We start from the raw sequence: 19,516 nt of genomic DNA, 5'->3' as shown, positions 1-19,516 counted from the left end.
ATGCTCCTCCCGGATTCGGCTCGCGTCGAGGCCATGGCCGCGGCCTGACCTTGAGCGCGACCTGCCGCTCACGCCAGCCGAGTAGAAAGGTCGCAACCTTCTCGTCGGCCGCGCCTCGGCCGAGCAGGACCCCGGCCGCGCACCGTCAGGGCGGATATCGAGCTCGCCAACGAAATTCACGGCGCCTCCGTCGAAGCCCTCCAGCTCGAGGCCCGTGCGCTGCAGGCCCGGGTGTCCGGCGCAGTGCATCATCCGCTCAGCACGATCGTGCCGGCGCTGGTGCCGCTGATCGCGCTCATGCTCAAGAATTTGCGGACGACGGCCAAGACGTGCGCCGATGCGAGTTCAGAGCTTTAGCCTGACGTCGCAAATATCAGGCTCGGCCGGATCCGGCTTGACCTCGAAGCCGAGCTGCCGGCACATGTCGAGCATCACGGTGTTCTCCTGGAGCACGTCGCCCGATATGAACTTCAACCCTTCCGCCCGCGCGTAGTCGATGATCAGCTGCATGAGGGTCCAGCCGAGCCCCCTGCCTTTGAGATCGGACCGCAGCAGAATCGCGTATTCGCCGCTCTCGTAGATCGAGTCCGAATGGAGCCGGACGACGCCGACCATTTCGCCGGTGGCGTCGTCGAATGCGATGAAGGCCATCGCACGTGCATAGTCGAGCTGGGTCAGGCGCGCGATGAACTCGTGGGTGAACTCCTTCATCGGTGCGAAGAAGCGCAGGCGAAGGTCGTGCGGCGTGACGTGACGCAGGAATTCGTGGATGGTCGGCTCGTCCTCAGGGCGCATCGGCCGCACGAAGATGCGCCAGTCGTCCTTGAGCTTGAGGCGCCGCTCCCATTGCGACGGATAGGCGCGAACGGCGAAATTGGCCGGGCCGGAGCCGGCGAACTTCCGCTGCGGCGGCCCGACCGCGACGCGGGCATCCACCGCGGTCACGCCGGTTTCGTCCGCCAGCAGCGGATTGATGTCGAATTCGCGGATCTCGGGAATGTCGGCGGCCATCTGCGCCAGCTTGACCAGCACCATGGCCACGCCATCCTGCTTGACCGCCGGCACATCGCGGTAGGCCTTCAGCAACCGCGACACCCGCGTGCGGTCGATCAAATCGCGAGCCAGTTGCAGATCGAGCGGCGGCAGCGCAAGCGCCTTGTCGTTGATGATCTCCACCGCCGTCCCGCCGCGGCCGAAGACGACCACCGTACCGAAGGTCGGATCGTCGGCGAGACCCAGGATCAGCTCGCGGGCCTTTGCCTTGACGACCATCGCCTGGACGATGACGCCGCCGAGGCGGGCTTCCGGACGCAGCTTCTTCGCCCGCGCGAGAATGCCGGTGGCAGCGCCTCGCACGGCTTCGGGAGTGGTCAGATTGAGCACGACGCCGCCGACATCGGATTTGTGGATGATGTCGCGCGACATGATCTTCAGCACGACGGTGCCGCCCTGTGCGAAGATATGCTTCGCATAGGCCACCGCCTGCTCGACATCCGTTGCCGCATAGGTCGGCACCATCGCGATGTCGTAAGCTTCGAGCAGGTGCTTGATCTCGACAGGCTCGAGCCATTCACGACCGTCCGCGATCGCGGCGGCGACGATCTCTCTCGCCCCCTGGGTGTTCGGAACGAACGTATCGGGCATCGCGGGAGGCACCTGGCTCAGCTCCTCCACCACTTCGCGGTGCCGGACCAGATGCATGAACCCGCGCACGGCATCGTCCTCGGTGGGATAGTTCGGCACACCGGCGCCGGAGAGTGCCTGAATGATGTGCTGATCGGCCCCAACCCAGGCCGCCAATACGGGCTTCGCCCACCGGCGGTGCTGCTCGCGATACTTGCCGACGAGCTCAGTCACGGTCGTCGCGATCTCGGCGGCCGAGGCGATCGCGGTTTGCACGTTGAGGACGAGGACTGCGTCATTGTCGCGATCGGCCAGCAGTTCCTCCAGCGCCGCCGCGTAGCGCGAGGCATCGGCGTCGCCCACGATGTCGACGGGATTTGCACCGGACCAGGTCGGCGGCAGCGCCGCATCGAGCTTCTTGCGCGCGTCGGCCGAGATGGTTGCCGGAACTCCGCCGAGCTCGACCAATCGATCGACGGCGAGGATGCCGATGCCGCCACCGTTGGTCAGGATGGCGAGACGCTTGCCCGTCGGGGATTCGACACGGCCCAGTGTCTCGGCACAATCGAACAGCTCACGCAGATCAGACACCCGCAGCACGCCCGCGCGGCGGAACGCCGCGTCGTAGACGGCGTCGGCACCGGCAAGCGCGCCGGTATGCGTGGCAGCGGCCTTCGCACCCTGCGCCATGCGGCCAGACTTCACCACGACGACAGGCTTCACGCGCGCGGCGGCGCGCGCAGCCGACATGAACTTGCGCGCGTCCTTGATGGCCTCGATGTAGAGCAGGATCGCGCGGGTCTTGTGATCCATCGCGAAATGGTCGAGCAGATCGGCAATGTCGACGTCGATCTGATCGCCGATCGAGACGATACCGGAGAAGCCGACGCCGCGCTGCGCGGCCCAATCCACCATGCCGGCGGCAATCGCGCCCGATTGCGAAATCAGCGCGAGGTTGCCCGTTCCCGGCATGTGCGCGGCGAAACTGGCGTTCAGGCTGACGCCGGGCATCATGATGCCGAGGCAGTTCGGCCCGATCAGCCGCATGCCGTGCTTGCGGGCAGCAGTGCTTGTAGCCTCGTGCAGCGATCCCGGCCCCTGGCCGAGCCCGGCCGAGACGATCAGCGCACCCGCAGACCCGCGACGCCCGGCTTGGTCGATAATGTCTGGAATCTCGCTCGCGGGCGCGGTGATGACCACGAGTTCGGGCACGAAGTTCAACCTGTCCAGGCTCTTCACCGCCGCGACGCCGGCGATCTCGGCATGGCGCAGATTGACGAGGCCAAACTGCCCCTTGAATTCGGCCTTGCGAATGTTCTCCAGGACGGCACGTCCCACCGACGCCGGACGGGCGCTCGCCCCGACCAGCGCAACCGAGCGCGGCGACAGCAGGTTGTTCAGACGATAAATTGACATGGAAGCAAATACGCCGGTCACCGGCGGTTCCGATGGTTGACGATCAGGCCGGAAGCAGGCGCCTGGTGTGAAATCATAGCCCAGCACGGTGGCTGGCCAATGACGGTCTTTGTCACACCACCCCATACGATCTCATTCAGGCGCGAATGATGATAGGCGCCCATCACGATCGCATCGATACCATGGGAATTCGCCCAGCTTGCCAACACCTTGCCGGACACCGTGTTCCCTCAAATGACCGACGAGAGCCGCTCCGGGTTGCATGATCGCGTCAGTCTTGTCCTCCGCCACAGTCAGCACGCGAACCGAGGCGGCAGCCCGAACGACGGGCAACGCGTCGCCGACTGCACGCGCGGAGTGATCCCAGGCAATCATGACGTTTTCGAATTCGGGCCGAAGTTCGTCCGCGAGATGTTCGGGACAGAGCAGAAGAGGTCGACCCGATTCGAACAAGGAGGCCTCGACCATGCCTCCGTTCGGCTGTCGTGCGGTTTTACCGGAACCAGCGTGAGGTCGCTGAAGCGGGCATGCTCGGCCAGGATCGCCCCGATCTGATCCGCAGGCACCTTACCCGATCGGCTTTGGGCGCGCATGTTGGCCCGAGAAGCTGCGTTGCTGAAGGCGTTCAGGAGCTGTTGCATGTCGCCGGCCCCAGGACTGGCCTGCACGAAATCGCGATCGTAAGGCAGCATCACCTTCGGCCGCTCGAAAACATCTTCTTCCTCGAGCACGAGCGCGGTGATCCTGGCGCCGAGATCCGCTGCGACAGCCACGCATTTCTCGATCGCAACCAGGGCTGGCCCGCGCGGCTGGCCGACAAGGGACAGCAAGACGTCCTTGATGGGCACCTCAGCCACCACAATAGGCCGGCTGACGTCGAGACGCTTGATCCTCGTCAAGGTAGGGGAAACTCCGTCCGGTCGCCCGGGAACAGGCGTTGACCGACGTCAAGGACTGGCCGCTGGGTCATTCTATGAATACTTCAATCGGAGCGGTTCGCCCCGGAGAGACTCATGCGTGCGATGGTGTTGTCGACCCCACGAGCACGGCTCCAGATGGAGGAGCGGCCTGACCCGATGCCGGGCAAGGGTCAGATCCGGGTGAAGATCAGCGCCTGCGGCGTATGCCGGACCGATCTTCATCTCGTCGATGCCGAGTTGCCCGATATTCGTTATCCGATCGTGCCTGGCCACGAGATCGTCGGCCGGGTCGATCTCGTAGGCCTAAATGTGACAACACATGCGCCTGGCGACCGGGTCGGCATTCCCTGGCTCGGCTTCACCTGCGGAAAGTGTCGCTTCTGCCGGGAAGGTATGGAAAACCTCTGCGACGCCCCGCTGTTCACCGGCTACACGCGCGACGGCGGTTACGCAACCCACACCATCGCCGACGCACGCTACGCTTTTCCGCTCGGTGAGACCGGGAGCGACGTGGAGATTGCGCCTCTGCTGTGCGCAGGCCTGATCGGCTGGCGCTCGCTGGTCCTCGCCGGCCCCGCCGACAGGCTCGGCCTCTACGGTTTTGGGGCGGCCGGCCACATCATCGCGCAAGTCGCGGTTTGGCAGGGACGATCCGTCCATGCATTCACGCGACGCGGCGACGCGGCTGCGCAAGACCTTGCGCGCCGTCTCGGCGCGGTCTGGGCCGGGTCATCCGACCAAATGCCGGACGAGCCGCTCGATGCCGCGATCATTTACGCACCGGCCGGCGAGCTTGTCCCGGCAGCGTTGCGCGCCGTCCGCAAAGGCGGTCGCGTCGTATGTGCCGGCATCCACATGACCGACATTCCAAGTTTTCCGTATGACCTGCTCTGGCAGGAACGGCAGTTGGTCTCGGTCGCCAATCTGACCCGGCGGGATGGCCTCGATTTTCTAAAGATCGCTCCGCAAGCCGGCGTGCGCACCGAGACGACGGCGTTTCCGCTCGATCAGGCCAACGAGGTTTTGAGCATGCTGCGGAACGGCCAGATCCTCGGCGCGGCCGTGCTGACGCCCTGATGGTGCTTCGGATGTCCGCTTCGCTGAAAGATGAAATGACGGCCCAGGAGCGCGTCTTCCAGATGCTGACCGAACATCCTGGCGTGACGCGGATCGACACCCATGCAGCCTCGGTGTTCCTGGACGCAAAGCGCGCGCTGAAGATCAAGCGCGCCGTCCGGTTTCCGTTCCTCGACTATTCGACACTCGAGAAGCGCAAGGCGGCCTGCGAGGAGGAGATCAGGATCAACCGGCCGCTGGCGCCGCAGATTTACCACCGCGTCGTGGCAATCACAGAAGAGCCGGATGGAACGGTGAAGGTCGACGGCGCTGGCCGGCCGATCGAATATGCGGTCGACATGTCGCGCTTTGACGAAGGCAGGACGCTCGATCATCTGGCCAAGGCCGGCCCGCTGGACACAAAGCTCGCCTCTGCGGCTGCCGACGCAATCGCCGCGTCACACGCGGCGGCGACGCGCGCCAATGGAAATGCATGGGTCTTCTCCATCCCTGCCCTGATCGACGGCAACAGCAACGGTTTGCGGGCCGGAGGACATTTCAGCGCGGAAGACATCGAAAAGCTCGGAAAAGCCTCGCACGCGGCATTTCTACGCATTCGTCCCCTGCTCGCAGAGCGCGGCCGCCGGGGCTTCGTGCGCCGCTGTCATGGCGATCTGCATCTCGCAAACATCGTCCTGATCGATGATCGGCCCGTGCTGTTCGATGCGATCGAGTTCGATGCGCAGATGGCAACGGTCGATGTGCTCTACGATATCGCATTCACGCTGATGGACCTGTTGCAGCACCGTCAGCCAAGCGCGGCGAACATGATCCTGAACCGCTATCTCGCCATCACGCCGGCCGACAATCTCGACGCGCTCTCGGCCCTGCCGCTGTTCATGTCGATCCGGGCGGCGATCCGCGCCCAGGTTGCCCTGGCACGGCAAAAGCGACCGCATTCCGATGCCCCCGCTATTGTTGACCAGGCACGGCGCTATTTTGAACTCGCCCAGATGCTGATCCATCCTCCTGCTCCGCGTCTGATTGCGGTCGGCGGGCTGTCCGGCACCGGAAAGACGGTCCTGGCGCACGCGCTCGCGCCGGTCGTCGCGCCGCAGCCGGGAGCCGTCGTGCTGCGCAGCGATCTCGTCCGCAAGCAAATGTTCGGGGTCGCGGATACGCACCGCCTGCCGCCATCCGCCTATTCGCCGGAGGTTACGGCCCGCGTCTACGACACACTGGCTCAGCACGCCCGGCGGGTGCTGGCGCAGGGCCATTCGGCGATCATCGACGGCGTATTCGCACGCGAGGACGAACGCGATGCGGTCACCACGCTCGCGCGCGAGCGCAACGTGTCGCTGCACGGTCTGTTCCTGGTCGCAGACCTCGCGACCCGGCAAGCGCGGATCGGAAGCCGCCGGGGAGACGCATCGGATGCCACGCAAGAGGTTGCCGCGCTGCAAGAGCACTATAATATCGGCCATGTCGACTGGGCGACCATCAATGCATCCGGGACACGAGAGCAGACGCTCCAGAACTGCCGCGACGCGATCGCTGCGGGGCAAATAGGGCAATCGGATTGATGCGGGCAAGGATGTCGCGATCCATCACAAGCTCGACGGCAACCGCGCATGCCAAGCCGGCGGCGCGGCGCAACGCCCTGCCCGCCCGCCTCAGCCCCGGCATGGCCTGCGATACGGCGTTCCGGATCATCGCCCGCCGTCACCTCGACGCCGTGCTCGCTCAGCACGACGGCACTTGCCGCGGCGATCCCGACGCGCTGCACCAGATCCGCATCGCACTGACGCATCTGCGAACTGCCATCCGCTTCTTCTCGCCGATGGTCGACGATGCCCGGCGGCCGAATGTCTGGGCCGAACTGAAATGGCTGAACGGCCAGCTCGGCATGGTGCGGGATCTCGACGTGGCCATCGAGCGGGTCGTCGCCGAGAGCGGTGACGAGCTTGCCGTGATCGCCGAGCTTCAGCACTGGGACGAGAAACGGGCCGAGAGCCACCGGCTGCTGGCGCGCGCGCTGCAATCCGCGCGTTACCGCCGCCTGGTCGAGCAGACCTCGATGTGGATCGATAGCGGCCCCTGGTCGACCCGGCGCAGCAAGGAAGCCATTCGATTGCGCCGCCGCACGCTCGCCGACCACACGAGTGAACGGCTGACGGAGTGGGAGACGACGCTGCTCAAGAAGGCCCGGAAACTGAAAAGGCTCGATGTCGCGAGACGTCACCAGTTGCGGCTCCTCAACAAGCGGCTGACCTATTCGGTCGAGTCGCTTGCGGATCTGTTCGCCGATGGAGCGGCGGCGGCGAAGCAGAAGTCCATGCTCAAGCAATTGCGCAAGGCGCAACGGTCGCTCGGACAGCTGAACGACGATGTACGGGGACAGGCGCTCGCGTCATCGTTGAACGGCGCCGTCCTTGATGCCGGCCATCGCTTCCTCAATCGCAAGCGGGAAAAGAAGCTGTTGCGAACGGCGTCAGTGGCCTACCGGAAACTGGACAAGGCCAAGCGCTTCCGCTCCTCGGACCTCGCGACGAGCTCCGAGCCGGAGGTCTAAGGCGCGATGAGATTGGGATGATCATCATCGTCCAGCTTACTGTTTGAGCATGATCTTCTCGGAAAACCGCCTCACACTTTTCAGATAATGGTCTTCCGACCCGGCATGATCAGGCCGATCATGTCGAGCGCGGCCATGACGCCCAGCCTCCGACCATCACGGAAGATACGGCGCTCGCGGAGATCGTCGATCTCATGGAGCGAAACAACGGGACGACGATGACATTCGCAGCCGCATCATCGACACCATGGAGAGGAACGACTGGTGTCCATTCGGGCTGAACGTCATCATACGCGACGGTATCGTTCATCCCAGCGGCGTCATCACCGCGGAGCGCGCACGGCAGGCCGCGATCGTCGCAGCGGAGAACGTCGAGGGCGTCACGAAGGTGCACGACCATCTGTGTTGGATCGACACCATGTCGGGCGTCTATCTGAACTCGCCCGAGGACGACGAGCTCGCCAAGGCGAGCTAATGCGAAATGGCCTTAGGATGAATCGATTGTGGCGGCTCGTTCACCTCTCCCGCTTGCGGGAGAGGCGTAGGCCGCCTCTGGCGGCCGTCATCTCAAACACGCCGAGGCAAAGCCTCGGCTATGGCGAAGCACCGGGTGAGGGCTTTCTCCTCTTAAGGATTGTCCCATTGCGGAAGCGCCCTCTCCCCAATCCTCTCCCGCAAGCTGGAGGGATCGCACCTCCGTCGTTGCGCAATCATACCTCATTTCATCGCGGCTTAACCAAGGCGAGCCGATCGCGGCCAAGCTCAGCGCGGAATGACGGCGGTGGCTTCGATCTCGACGCGCGCCGCCTTCTCCACGAGGCGAACGACCTGAACCAGCGCCATCGCAGGATAGTGCGCTCCGAAGACGTCGCGGTAGACCCTGCCCAGCTCCTTCAGATTGGCCAGGTACTCGTCCATGTCGACGACGTACCAGGTCAAACGCACGAGGTGCTCGGGGCGGGCACCGGCCTCGGCCAGGATCGCGGCGATGTTGCCGAGGGTCTGACGCACCTGCGCGACGAAGCCGTCGGCGAGACGCTCTTCGGCGTCCCAGCCGATCACCCCGCCGGTCACGACGATGCGCCCCTCGGCAGCCATGCCGTTGGCATACCCCTTCGGCACCGGCCAGCCTGATGGCTGGAGGATCTGCGCCTTGATGCGCGTCCCGTCCTCGGCTGCTGTCGGCAGCACCGCGAGTTGCGAGCCCTTCGGTGTCGTCACAGACAATTCTCTATCCTTCTCTCATTCCGCAGCGACGCCTGAGGACGTCACTGCGGCCTGCGCCAGCTGCCGCAGCGCAAAGCGTTTCAACTTTCCGGTCTCGGTCTTCGGCAATTGCGTCACAAATTCGATGGCGCGCGGATATTTATACGGCGCGATCTCGCGTTTGACATGCTCCTGCAACTCGGCCACGAGCTGAGCGTCAGGCGTCACGCCCGGTGCGGCAACGACATAGGCCTTCACGATCATGCCGCGCGCCTCGTCGGGGGCGCCGATCACACCGCACTCGGCGACCGCCGGATGCGTGAGCAGCGCCGCTTCGACATCGGTCCCTGCGATGTTGTAGCCGGCCGACACGATCATGTCGTCGGAGCGCGACTGGTACCAGAAATAACCATCGCCATCCATCAGATAGGTGTCGCCGGTGATGTTCCAACCGTTCTGGACGTATTTCCGCTGCCGCTCGTCGGCGAGATACCGGCAGCCGGTCGGCCCGCGCACGGCGAGGCGGCCCATCGTCCCGGGCGGCACGTCGCGGCCCTCGTCATCGACGATCTTGGCCTCATAGCCCGGCACGGGCTTTCCGGTGGCGCCGGGGCGGATCTCGTCCTCAGTCGCACTGATGAAGATGTGCAGCAGTTCGGTCGAACCGATGCCGTCCATCAGCTTGATGCCGGTGGCCTTCAGCCACGCTTCGAATGTCGGCTTGGGCAGCGTTTCGCCGGCAGAGACGCATTTGCGAAGCGAGGAGATGTCGCGGCCTGCGAGCTTGCCGAGCATGGCCCGGTATGCGGTCGGCGCCGTGAAGCAGACCGTGGTCTTGTACTGCTCGATCGCATTCAGAATGTCGTCCGGCGTGGTCTTCTCCAGCACCACGAAGGAGGCGCCGATATGCATCGGGAACAGCACGCCGCCGAAACCGAAGGTGAACGCGAGCGGCGCCGAGCCGATGAAGCGATCCTTCTGCTCGGCCCGCAAGATGTTGCGCGCATAGCCATCGCAGACCGCGAGCATGTCGCGGTGGAAATGCATGGTGCCCTTGGGATCGCCTGTGGTGCCCGAGGTGAAGGCGATCAGGCAGATGTCATCGGCTGCGGTATCGAGAGCCCTGAACTCGGGGCTCGCATCCGCAATCAGCGCTTCGAGCGAATCGGAGGCGTCATTGCCCCAATAGACGACGCGCTCGAGACCGGGCGCTGCGGCCTTCGCCTTCTCCATCTCCTCGGAGAGTTTTCCGTCGCACAGCGCCAGCGTGATCGCCGCTTTCTGGATCGGATAGGACAGCTCCTTGGCGCGGAGCAGCGGCATCGTCGCTACGACGATGCCGCCGGCCTTGATCACCGCGAGATAGGTCGCGACCATCATGGGGTTATTGGCAGAGCGCAACAGCACACGGCCGCCGGGGACGAGACCAAGCTTGCCGACCAGCACGTTCGCGATGCGGTTCACCAGCGCCTGCAGCTCGCGATAGGTGTAGCTGACGCCGGGGCTGATGACGCAAGGTGCATCGCCCTGGCCCTGCTCGACCCAGCGATCGAGGAAATAGCTGACGCAGTTCAGTCGCGGGGGATAGCGCAGCTCCGGCCGCGAGAAAATGAATTCGGGCCAGAGCTCGCGCGGCGGCAGATGCTGCTGCGCGAACGTATCGACATGGGCCGTCGCGGCATTGCCGTCACACGGACCCGACACTTGAATCTTGGCGGCGTTGGCCATCGCACGCTCCTTTCAGCATGGATTGCACCCGGCAGCACGATCGGGAAAACATTTTAGGCTTAAAACAATTTGGCGCAATAGCGGATTTTGGGCATGCCGTGCTTTTTCCTGCGGCAAAGGGGATCGGCGGTCTGCTCGGCCGGCCGGTTTATGGCCGGCGCCGGGCGGCGGATTTCTGCGCCGAAGCCTTGGTCTTGGCCAAGAGGCGCATCAATTCGCGCACATCCTTCGGGGAGAGGTCAGCGAAGAGATCGGCGATCCAGGTCTCGTGTTCCGCAGCCATCCTGCGAAACTCGGCACGCCCGAGCTTTGTGAGACGGATCACCTGGACGCGGCGGTCCGTCTCCGAGGTGCGCCGGTCGAGATGGCCTGATTCCACCAGACGCTCGACGAGACCGGTGACGTTCCCGTTGGAGACCATCATGCGCTTGGAGACGTCGGACAGCGTCATGCCGTCAGGCGCCTTGTCGAGCTGTGCCATCAGGTCGAAACGCGGCAGCGTGACGTCGAACCGCTGCCGCAGCCGGCCGCGCACCTCGCCCTCGATCAGCGTCGTGCAGGTCAAGAGCCGCAGCCACAGCCGAAGCTCTTCGGCGTGGTCCTCCGGTGTTTCGACGGCCTTGGTCTCGGAATCGAGCATGTTGCTGCAATCACTCACGGCCGGCATTTGGCGCCGGCACGGATTCCCCAACGTTTTGAGCTTCAAATAAATCGGCGCCGGCTGCAAGTCCAAAGCTGCAATAATCGACCGCACGTCAATTTCTTTAGGCTTCAAATAATTGGCGCGCCGCTTGCATGCGCAGCTGCCCGCGGGATAGCCGCCTCGAGCTCGGCTTGCCGCGGCGGCCGTCATCGGCATAAGCTTGGATCGAAGTACGTGGCTTGCAGCGCAAGCCAATCGACGCGAGGGAAGATGATGAAGACGCAAATGACCTTGGCCGCAGCCGCAATGCTGCTCGGCACCGTGGTGACCCCTGCCCTCGCCCAGGAAAAAATCAAGCTGGGTGTGATCGTGACCCTGTCGGGACCTGCCGCCGCGCTGGGCCAACAGGTTCGCGACGGCTTCACGCTCGCAGTGAAGGATCTCGGCAGCAAGATGGGCGGCCGCGACGTCGAGGTCGTCGTCGTCGACGATGAGCTGAAGCCGGATGCAGCGGTGACGAAGGTCAAGGGCCTTCTCGAGCGCGAGAAGGTCGACTTCGTGGTCGGCCCGATCTTCTCCAACATCCTTCAGGCGATCCACCGGCCCATCACAGAATCGAAAACCTTCCTGATCAGTCCCAATGCCGGGCCGTCGACCTTCGCCGGCAAGGACTGCAACCCGTTCTTCTATGTGACGTCGTATCAGAACGATCAGGTGCACGAGATCCTCGGCAAGGTCGCGCAGGATCGCGGCTATAAGCGCATGTACCTGATGGTCCCGAACTATCAGGCCGGCAAGGACTCGGTCGCGGGGTTCAAGCTCGACTATAAGGGCGAGATCGTCGAGGAATCCTACATGCCGCTGAATACGCTGGATTTCCAGCCGGAGCTGTCCAAGATCTCGTCGCAGAAGCCTGATGCTCTCTTCACGTTCATGCCCGGCGGCCTCGGCGTCAATCTCGTCAAGCAATACCGGCAGGCCGGGCTCGCCGATACCATTCCGGTGCTCTCGGCGTTCACGGTGGATGAATCGACCCTGCCGGCGCAGCAGGACGCGGCCGTCGGCATGTTCGGCGGCGCGAACTGGGCGCCCAATCTCGACAATCCCCAGAACAAGAAGTTCGTTGCCGCCTACGAGGCCGCCTACAACAGCGTTCCCGGCACCTACGCCTTCCAGGCTTACGATGCCGCGATGCTGATCGACAGCGCCGTCAGGGCCGTGAAGGGCAACCTCTCCAACAAGGACGCGGTCGCCGCCGCTTTGAAGAAGGCCGACTTTACCTCGCTGCGCGGTGCCTTCAAGTTCAACACCAACGGTTATCCGATCCAGGATTTCTACCTGACCAAGGTGGCCAAGCGTCCGGATGGCAAGTTCCAGACCGAGATCGTGCAGAAGGTCTTTGAGAATTACGGCGATCGCTATGCCAAGGATTGCAAGGCGGCGAACTGAGCCGAAGCGTGTTACGGGAGGACTGCAATGAAGAGTGAAATCACCGGCATCACCCGCGCCAATGAGGGCATCCAGGGCATTTCCTGGAACATCCTCGGCCAGACCTACGTGCCGAAGAGCTACGCCGAGAACAGTTTCTCCTGGCATGCGACGCTGCCGCCGGGCACCTTCGTGCCGCCGCACATTCACCCCGACCAGGATGAATATCTCTACATGCTGGAGGGCAAGCTCGATTTCGTGCTCGGCAATTCGGAAGCGCAGGCAACGGCAGGCGACCTGATCCGCCTCGGCATGGGCGTGCCGCACGGCATCTTCAACAAGTCGGAGCAGACCGCAAAGGTGCTGTTCTGGGTCTCCCCGAGCCGCAAGCTGTTCGACCTGTTCTGGGGCCTTCACAACATGAAGGAGCAAAAGCCCGAGGACGTGGTGGCGATGGCCGCCGAGTTCAACATCCACTTCCTACCGCCGCCGCCCGGCGGCTAGCAGCCTGTCTTAAGCGCGCACGGCCGCAAGTCCCGGCACCGCGGCGAAACCGGCCTTCGTGGCATAGCCCCGCACGATCGCCTCGCGCTGGGAATAGCTCAGCACATTGTCGACATTGTCGAAGCCGTCGGGCGCGAGCTGCTCGACGGCGTCGATGACGCCCTCGGGGCCGCCGCGCCGATTGGAGCGGACGATCTCGGCCGTCATCGGCAGGCGCTTCTTCTCGTACTCCAGCAGCGCCTGGCGCGGGTGTTCGGCGCGTACCAGCGCATCCGCAAGGCAGCGCGCGTCAAGGATCGCCTGCGAGGCGCCGTTTGATCCGACCGGATACATCGGATGCGCGGCATCGCCGAGCAGCGTGACTCTGCCCGACGACCAATAGGGCAAGGGATCGCGGTCGCAGGTTGGATACTCGTAGAATTCGGGCGTTGCCGAGATCAGGCTCTTCACGTCAATGTAGGGAACCGAGAAGCGCGCGACATGCGGCATCAGCTCCTCGCGGCGGCCCGGGCGCGACCAGTCCTCCTTGCGCGGTGGCGGGGCATTACCCTCGCCGATCTTCACCAGCACCGCCCAATTGGTCAGCCGGCTTGCCGGGCTCGATCCTTCCGCGATCGGGTAGATCACCACCTTGGCATTGAGCCCCCCGGCCACGATCATCGACTTGCCGGTGAGGAACAGCGGCCAGTCGCGGGCGCCGCGCCACAGCATCAGCCCATTCCAGCACGGCGGGCCCTCATTGGGGAACAGCGTCTCGCGGACGCGCGAATGGATGCCGTCGGCGCCTATCAGGATATCGCCACGCGCGGTGTGGACGTGCGCGCCGGCGCGATCGAAGAAGTAGGCCGTGACGCCGCCCTCGTCCTGCGTGAAAGCACCAAGCCGGCAGCCGGTGTGAATTGCGTTCGCGCCGAGCCGCTCCTCGACCGCGCGATGGATGACGCCCTGAAGCCGGCCGCGGTGGATCGAGAATTGCGGCACGTCGTGACCGGCGTCGATGCCGCGGGCTTCGCGCCAGACCTCCTGGCCATGGCGGTTGAGATAATAGAGCTGATCGGTGCGGATCGCGACGTCGTCGAGCTTCTGCAACAGTCCGAGCCCGGCCAGTTCCCGCATGGCATGCGGCAGCGTGTTGATGCCGACGCCGAGTTCGCGAATGGTGTCGGCCTGCTCGTAGATCTCGCAATCCAGGCCGCGCGAGCGCAACATCAATGCCGTGGTGAGGCCACCGATACCGCCGCCGACGATAATCGCCTTCATCGCCCTAACTCCACTCGAAACACAGGCAATGGGTTAACGTCGCACGGGCGGTCACTCCGCCGCAAGCGGCTTTGTCGCCTCCGCCTTGAGCTCGGCCCGGGTCTTGGGCTTAGCCTTAATTCTCAGCTCCTCGAGGTCCTGCCGGTCGCGCACGCTGTTGCGGAAGATCTGATCTTTGCCGGGCAGATATTGCGGGGGGCAGAAAGCGTCGTTTGCCCCATACCAGGCCGCCGCCTTCATGGTGAAGAAGGGGTCGACCAGGTGCGGACGGCCGAGTGCGACGAGATCCGCCCGGCCGGCGGCCAAGATCGTGTTGGCTTGGTCAGCCGTGGTGATGTTACCGACGCACATGGTGGCCACGCGCGCCTCGTTGCGGACCTGGTCCGAAAAGGGCGTCTGGAACATGCGCCCGTAGACGGGCTGCGCATCACGCACGGTCTGACCGGTCGAGACGTCGACGAGATCGACACCCGCCTCGGCGAAAGCGCGCGCTACGGCGACGGCGTCGTCGCCGGTGATGCCACCGTCCGCCCAGTCGGTTGCGGAGATGCGCACCGACATCGGTTTGTGCAAGGGCCACACCGCGCGCAGCGCCTCGAAGACCTCGAGCGGGAAGCGCAGCCGATTTTCGAGCGCGCCGCCATACTCGTCCGTACGGGTGTTCGTGAGAGGGGAGATGAAGCTCGCGAGCAGATAGCCGTGGGCGCAGTGCAATTCGAGCATATCGAAGCCGCAGCGCTCGCCGCGCTCGGCCGCCGCGACGAAAGCGTCTCTCACCGCTTTCATGCCGGCGCGATCGAGCTCACGCGGCACCTGGCTGTCGGGAAAATAAGGTAGCGGTGAGGCCGAGAAAACTTCCCAGCCGCCCTGCTCCAAGGGACGGTCCATGCCGTCCCACATCAACCTGGTTGCGCCCTTGCGGCCGGCGTGGCCCAGTTGCAGGCAGATTTTCGCGGCCGAATTGGCGTGGACGAAATCCACGATGCGCCGCCACGCGGCCTCCTGCTCGTCGTTCCACAGGCCGGCGCAGCCGGGGGTGATCCTGGCGTCGCGGCTGACACAGGTCATCTCGGTGAAGATCAGCCCGGCACCGCCGATCGCGCGCGAGCCGTAATGCACGAGGTGGAAGTCGGTCGGCACACCCTCCCGCGCCGAATACATGCACATCGGCGACATCACCGCGCGATTGGCGAGCTTCATCTCCCGCAAGCGGAACGGCTGGAACAGCGGCACCATCGGCCGATCGGTGTCGACATCGAAGCCGCTGCTGCGTACCTGCCTGGCAAACGACTTGTCGACCTCCGCCACGAAATCCGGCGCGCGGAGCTTCAGATTGTCATATGTGATCGCCTTCGAGCGCGTCATGACGCCGAAGGCGAACTGCACCGGGTCGAAATTCCAGAAGCGGTCGACGTGCTCGAACCAGACCAGCGAGACGTCGGCGGCATGCTGCGTCTTCTCGACCTCCTCGCGGCGGCCGTTCTCGTAGATCTGCAGCGCCGCCTCGATGCTGGGCGCCCTCTCCATGGCTTCGGCCAGCGCAATCGCATCCTCCATCGCAAGCTTCGTGCCCGAGCCGATCGAGAAATGCGCGCTGGCCTTGGCGTCGCCGAGCAGGACCATGTTGTCCTTGACCCAGCGCTTGCTGCGGATCATGGGGAAGTTGCGCCACATCGAGCGGTTCGTCAGCAGCTTGTGCCCATTGAGGAACCAGCCGAAGATGTCTGCCATCCGCGCGGCGGACTGAGCCTCGTCCAGCCCTGTCAGCCCCGCCCGCTCGAACGTTTCAGGATCGGTCTCGAAGATCCAGGTCGAATGCCCAGCCTCATACTGATAGGCATGGGCAATGAACGGGCCCCACTCGGTTTCCTGGAAGATGAAGGTGAAGGCATCGAGCGGCCTGGTCGATCCCATCCAGGCGAACTTGTTGGAGCGGACGTCGACCTCCGGCTGGAAATGATCGACGTATTTCTCGCGGAAACGGCTGTTGATGCCGTCGGCGATGAGGATGAGATCGGCATCGGCGAAGCGGGATTCATCGCCGATGTCCACCTCGAACTGCAGCGCGACGCCAAGCTCTCGCGCACGCTCCTGAAGGATCAAAAGCAGCTTGCGTCGCGAGCAGCCGCAAAAGCCGTTGCCGCCGACCCGGTGCACCGTGCCGCGGAAATGCACGGCGATGTCGTCCCAATAGGCGAATTCCTGGGTGATGCGGCGGTAGCTCGGAAGATCGTGCTTCTCGAAATTATCGAGCGTCGCATCCGAGAACACCACGCCGAAGCCGAAGGTGTCGTCGGCGCGGTTGCGCTCATACACGGCGACGTCGGCGCTTGGCCGCTGCTTCTTCAGCAGGATTGCCGCGTAAAGACCCGCAGGTCCGCCACCGATGATCGCGACTTTCATGGGAGCCTCGCCAATTCGACCGGCCATGAAAACTATTTTAAGCCTAAAATAATTTCGTGCAAGCCCCATTCCTGGCTTGGCTCAGGATAATAGCGGCCGGCTCAGTCGCCCCTGAAGACCGGCCTGACCTTGTTGGCGAACGCCTCGAAAGCACGCTCGAAATCCGCCGTAGTCATGCACAGCGCCTGGGCAACGGCCTCCGCTTCGATCGCCTCCTCGACCGACATCGCCCATTCCATGGCGAGCATCCGCTTGGTCATGGTGTTGGCAAAGGTCGGCCCTTCGGCGATCTGTTTCGCCAGAATTTGCGCCTGGGGCAGCACCTGCTCCGGCGTGACGATGCGGCTGAAGAAGCCCCAGCGCTCGCCCTCTTCCGCAGTCATGAACCGGCCGGTGTAGAGCAGTTCGGAGGCGCGGGACTGCCCGATGATGCGCGGCAGGATCGCACAAGCACCCATGTCGCAGCCGGCCAGCCCCACCTTGTTGAACAGGAACGCCACCTTCGCCCCGCTTGCCGCAAGGCGCATGTCCGATGCCATGGCGATGATCGCCCCGGCCCCGGCGCAGATGCCCTCGACCGCGGCCACGATCGGCTGCGGGCAGGCCCGCATCGCCTTGACGAGGTCGCCGGTCATCCGCGTGAAGGCGGTCAGCCCCTTGGTGTCCATCTTCACGAGCGGACCAATGATCTCGAACACGTCGCCGCCGGACGAGAAATTGCCGCCGGCACCGGTGACGACGATGGATTTGACCGCGTCGTCGAAAGCGCAGGCACGGAAGAAATCGGTCAATTCCCGGTAGCTTTCGAACGTCAGGGGATTCTTTCGTTCGGGGCGGTTGAGCGTGACCGTGGCAACGCCGTCGACCACGGCCAGCAGGAAGTGCTGCGGCGAATAGTCTGCAAGCGGCACGGTGACGGGATTGGCGTGTCTGCTCATGCGATCTCCTTGGCTTCCTTGGTTCGGGCCTTGCGCAGCTTAGATTTCACCACCGGCAACCGCGATCGCCTGTCCGGTGATCGCGCCGGCGCCCTCGCCGCACAGCCAGAGAACCGCGTCAGCGACCTCCTGAGGCGTGATCAGGCGCCCTTGCGGATTGTGTTTCGCAAGCTCTGCGACGGCCTGCTCGCGGCTACGCCCCGTCTTCTTCATGATATTCTCGATGCTGCCGGCAACGAGATCGGTGTCGGTGAAGCCGGGACATACCGCATTCACGGTGACGTTGCTTCCAGCCATCTCGAGGGCAAGGGACCGCACGAACCCGACCACGGCGTGCTTAGCGGCAGCGTATGCGCTGACATAGGCGTAGCCTTTGAGCCCGGCCGTGGACGCAACCGCGACAATGCGGCCATAGGGACGATCTTTCATGCCCGGCAGCACAGCCTGGACGGCGTGGACCACGCCCATGAAATTGACATCCATCATGCGCGCAAAAAGGGCGGTATCCGATTTCGCAAACGGCGCCGATTCAGCGCTGCCCGCATTGGCAATGAGAATGTCGATCGGCTTGCGCGCACTTGCCGCGGCAATGGCGCCTTTCAGTGACGTTTCGTTCGAGACATCAGCGACAGCCGCAAAGTGCGCGGCACCTGCATTGACCGCCTCTTCGAGAACCGCCGCATTTCGGCCAAGCACGGTCACGGTCGCGCCAGCGCCGACCAGAGAAGCAGCTATCGCACGGCCGATGCCGCGACCGCCTCCGGTCACCAGCGCATGCGGCGAATGCGGCAATCCGGACATGCGCTGGCTCCCTGGGCTGCTGATCGTTCCCCGATATATTTTAACCTTCAAGTTTTTGCAACGAAAGCGCCGATCGACATCGCGAACGCCCGCATGGCGCCCGGCCCGAAAATTGCTTTAAGTGTAAAATTATCGCTTCCCATCGCCGGCAAGCCTGTTAGCATCGAAGGGCCCAGCAAAAAGGATGTCGCGTGTCGCAGCCTGTGCCAATGATAACAAAGGACGGACGCTTCGCCTATGAGGCCGCGGGCGATCCGGGCGCGATACCTCTGATCTTCCTGCATGGCATCGGCGGCGCGGCGCGGGCCTGGCGGCGGCAGCTTGCCAACTTCGGCGACCGCTTCCGCGCGATCGCATGGGATATGCCGGGTTATGGCGGATCGGCGCCGCTCGCCAGCGTCAGCATCGCTGCCCTGGCGGAAGCACTCCAGCAGTTCATCGAGCAACTCGGCGTCAGCGGGCCTGTTCTGATCGGCCATTCCATCGGCGGCATGATCGTCCAAAGGTGGCTGGTGCAGTTTCCCAAACTGGCACGCGCGGTCGTGCTGGCGCAGACCAGCCCGGCCTTCGGCAAGGCCGACGGCGACTGGCAGAAATCATTCGTCGCGGCGCGGCTCGGGCCGCTCGAGCGCGGGGAGACGATGAAGTCGCTGGCCCCGTCGCTGGTGAAGGAACTCGTCGGCGACGATCCGGATCCGAACGGGATGGAGCTTGCCCGCGAATGCATGGGGAGCGTGCCTGAGGCCAGCTATCGCGCCATGATGCTGGCTCTCATCGGCTTCGATCAGCGCAGCACGCTTGGGAATATCTCCGTTCCCACCCTGCTGCTGTCCGGCTCAAAGGACAACAACGCGCCTGCGCCGATGATGGCAAAGACGGCGACCTTTATTCCGGGAGCTGAATATGTCGAGCTCGCCGGCGTGGGCCATCTCGCCAATCTCGAACGCCCCGGTGCCTTTGACGGCGCTCTCGCCCGGTTTCTGAACTCTCTCGCGACCAAAGCCTAAGGTAACTGCGC

14 protein-coding genes and 3 pseudogenes are annotated in these 19,516 nt (G+C 64.1%); 8 read left to right on the top strand and 9 right to left on the bottom strand.

Annotated elements, in window-relative coordinates:
* Positions 1-133: 133 nt before the first annotated feature.
* Positions 134-357, top strand: a pseudogene (locus tag P6U27_RS11530) (phage holin family protein); the annotation flags it as partial.
* On the opposite strand, the gene P6U27_RS11525 reads toward P6U27_RS11530, so the two are convergent.
* Positions 346-3,039 (bottom strand): GNAT family N-acetyltransferase, encoded by a 2,694-nt coding sequence (locus P6U27_RS11525; protein WP_407194063.1) that lies wholly within the window; start codon positions 3,037-3,039, stop codon positions 346-348. The pseudogene P6U27_RS11530 and the gene P6U27_RS11525 overlap by 12 nt on opposite strands.
* Positions 3,040-3,056: 17 nt before the next feature.
* Positions 3,057-3,887 (bottom strand): annotated as a pseudogene (locus P6U27_RS11520) (universal stress protein).
* Between the two features lie 165 nt (positions 3,888-4,052).
* On the opposite strand from P6U27_RS11520, the gene P6U27_RS11515 reads away from it, so the two are divergent.
* The 4 genes and pseudogenes from P6U27_RS11515 to P6U27_RS11500 all read left to right on the top strand — a co-directional run.
* Positions 4,053-5,036 carry a zinc-dependent alcohol dehydrogenase family protein gene (locus P6U27_RS11515; protein WP_129144166.1) on the top strand — a complete coding sequence of 328 codons (984 nt, stop codon included), beginning with the start codon at positions 4,053-4,055 and terminating at the stop codon, positions 5,034-5,036.
* 35 nt (positions 5,037-5,071) lie between these two features.
* Complete coding sequence (locus P6U27_RS11510; RefSeq protein WP_407194062.1) at positions 5,072-6,598, top strand: AAA family ATPase; 1,527 nt, start codon at positions 5,072-5,074, stop codon at positions 6,596-6,598.
* A gap of 11 nt (positions 6,599-6,609) precedes the next feature.
* Positions 6,610-7,587 (top strand): CHAD domain-containing protein, encoded by a 978-nt coding sequence (locus tag P6U27_RS11505; RefSeq protein WP_407119762.1) that lies wholly within the window; start codon positions 6,610-6,612, stop codon positions 7,585-7,587.
* Positions 7,588-7,691: 104 nt separating this feature from the next.
* Positions 7,692-8,062: pseudogene (locus P6U27_RS11500) on the top strand (BON domain-containing protein); the annotation flags it as partial.
* Between the two features lie 287 nt (positions 8,063-8,349).
* Here the strand turns inward: P6U27_RS11500 and P6U27_RS11495 are convergent.
* From P6U27_RS11495 to P6U27_RS11485, 3 genes are all read right to left on the bottom strand, one after another.
* Positions 8,350-8,814: a RidA family protein gene (locus tag P6U27_RS11495; protein WP_174221568.1), complete on the bottom strand. Its 465-nt coding sequence runs from the start codon at positions 8,812-8,814 to the stop codon at positions 8,350-8,352.
* A 15-nt stretch (positions 8,815-8,829) separates the two neighbouring features.
* Entirely contained in the window at positions 8,830-10,521 is a 1,692-nt protein-coding gene (locus P6U27_RS11490; RefSeq protein WP_122402260.1) for a benzoate-CoA ligase family protein, read from the bottom strand.
* Between the two features lie 148 nt (positions 10,522-10,669).
* Positions 10,670-11,188 carry a MarR family winged helix-turn-helix transcriptional regulator gene (locus P6U27_RS11485; protein WP_162500193.1) on the bottom strand — a complete coding sequence of 173 codons (519 nt, stop codon included), beginning with the start codon at positions 11,186-11,188 and terminating at the stop codon, positions 10,670-10,672.
* 249 nt (positions 11,189-11,437) lie between these two features.
* Here P6U27_RS11485 and P6U27_RS11480 point away from each other — a divergent pair, with 249 nt between their 5' ends.
* A complete protein-coding gene (locus tag P6U27_RS11480; RefSeq protein ID WP_162500569.1) occupies positions 11,438-12,613 on the top strand; it encodes an ABC transporter substrate-binding protein in 1,176 nt (391 codons plus the stop codon).
* Positions 12,614-12,640: 27 nt separating this feature from the next.
* A complete protein-coding gene (locus tag P6U27_RS11475; protein WP_018643141.1) occupies positions 12,641-13,096 on the top strand; it encodes a cupin domain-containing protein in 456 nt (151 codons plus the stop codon).
* A 9-nt stretch (positions 13,097-13,105) separates the two neighbouring features.
* On the opposite strand, the gene P6U27_RS11470 is transcribed toward P6U27_RS11475, so the two are convergent.
* The 4 genes from P6U27_RS11470 to P6U27_RS11455 form a co-directional block, all read right to left on the bottom strand.
* Positions 13,106-14,356 carry a flavin-dependent oxidoreductase gene (locus P6U27_RS11470; RefSeq protein ID WP_122402259.1) on the bottom strand — a complete coding sequence of 417 codons (1,251 nt, stop codon included), beginning with the start codon at positions 14,354-14,356 and terminating at the stop codon, positions 13,106-13,108.
* A 51-nt stretch (positions 14,357-14,407) separates the two neighbouring features.
* A complete protein-coding gene (locus P6U27_RS11465; RefSeq protein WP_129144170.1) occupies positions 14,408-16,759 on the bottom strand; it encodes a bifunctional salicylyl-CoA 5-hydroxylase/oxidoreductase in 2,352 nt (783 codons plus the stop codon).
* Positions 16,760-16,860: 101 nt separating this feature from the next.
* Positions 16,861-17,697, bottom strand: a complete 837-nt coding sequence (locus tag P6U27_RS11460) for an enoyl-CoA hydratase family protein (protein WP_407194061.1) — start codon at positions 17,695-17,697, stop codon at positions 16,861-16,863.
* A 39-nt stretch (positions 17,698-17,736) separates the two neighbouring features.
* Positions 17,737-18,498: an SDR family NAD(P)-dependent oxidoreductase gene (locus P6U27_RS11455; protein ID WP_122402256.1), complete on the bottom strand. Its 762-nt coding sequence runs from the start codon at positions 18,496-18,498 to the stop codon at positions 17,737-17,739.
* Positions 18,499-18,707: 209 nt separating this feature from the next.
* Between P6U27_RS11455 and P6U27_RS11450 the strand changes: the two genes are divergently transcribed.
* A complete protein-coding gene (locus P6U27_RS11450; protein WP_244607945.1) occupies positions 18,708-19,505 on the top strand; it encodes an alpha/beta fold hydrolase in 798 nt (265 codons plus the stop codon).
* The last annotated feature ends 11 nt before the right edge of the window (positions 19,506-19,516 follow it).

The sequence above is a fragment of the Bradyrhizobium sp. STM 3566 genome, from assembly GCF_045571445.1.
GTDB classification, from domain to species: Bacteria; Pseudomonadota; Alphaproteobacteria; order Rhizobiales; family Xanthobacteraceae; genus Bradyrhizobium; species Bradyrhizobium vignae.
This window is presented reverse-complemented; position numbering and strand designations above follow the sequence as displayed.

What these genes read in the sequence shown, in the direction of transcription:
- P6U27_RS11515 (WP_129144166.1), top strand. Translation starts at nt 4,053, where the DNA reads ATGCGTGCGATGGTGTTGTCGACCCCACGAGCACGGCTCCAGATGGAG.
- P6U27_RS11490 (WP_122402260.1), bottom strand. Translation starts at nt 10,521, where the DNA reads ATGGCCAACGCCGCCAAGATTCAAGTGTCGGGTCCGTGTGACGGCAAT.
- P6U27_RS11480 (WP_162500569.1), top strand. Translation starts at nt 11,438, where the DNA reads ATGAAGACGCAAATGACCTTGGCCGCAGCCGCAATGCTGCTCGGCACC.
- P6U27_RS11455 (WP_122402256.1), bottom strand. Translation starts at nt 18,498, where the DNA reads ATGTCCGGATTGCCGCATTCGCCGCATGCGCTGGTGACCGGAGGCGGT.
- P6U27_RS11485 (WP_162500193.1), bottom strand. Translation starts at nt 11,188, where the DNA reads ATGCCGGCCGTGAGTGATTGCAGCAACATGCTCGATTCCGAGACCAAG.
- P6U27_RS11450 (WP_244607945.1), top strand. Translation starts at nt 18,708, where the DNA reads ATGATAACAAAGGACGGACGCTTCGCCTATGAGGCCGCGGGCGATCCG.
- P6U27_RS11505 (WP_407119762.1), top strand. Translation starts at nt 6,610, where the DNA reads ATGTCGCGATCCATCACAAGCTCGACGGCAACCGCGCATGCCAAGCCG.
- P6U27_RS11510 (WP_407194062.1), top strand. Translation starts at nt 5,072, where the DNA reads ATGACGGCCCAGGAGCGCGTCTTCCAGATGCTGACCGAACATCCTGGC.
- P6U27_RS11525 (WP_407194063.1), bottom strand. Translation starts at nt 3,039, where the DNA reads ATGTCAATTTATCGTCTGAACAACCTGCTGTCGCCGCGCTCGGTTGCG.
- P6U27_RS11470 (WP_122402259.1), bottom strand. Translation starts at nt 14,356, where the DNA reads ATGAAGGCGATTATCGTCGGCGGCGGTATCGGTGGCCTCACCACGGCA.
- P6U27_RS11475 (WP_018643141.1), top strand. Translation starts at nt 12,641, where the DNA reads ATGAAGAGTGAAATCACCGGCATCACCCGCGCCAATGAGGGCATCCAG.
- P6U27_RS11460 (WP_407194061.1), bottom strand. Translation starts at nt 17,697, where the DNA reads ATGAGCAGACACGCCAATCCCGTCACCGTGCCGCTTGCAGACTATTCG.
- P6U27_RS11465 (WP_129144170.1), bottom strand. Translation starts at nt 16,759, where the DNA reads ATGAAAGTCGCGATCATCGGTGGCGGACCTGCGGGTCTTTACGCGGCA.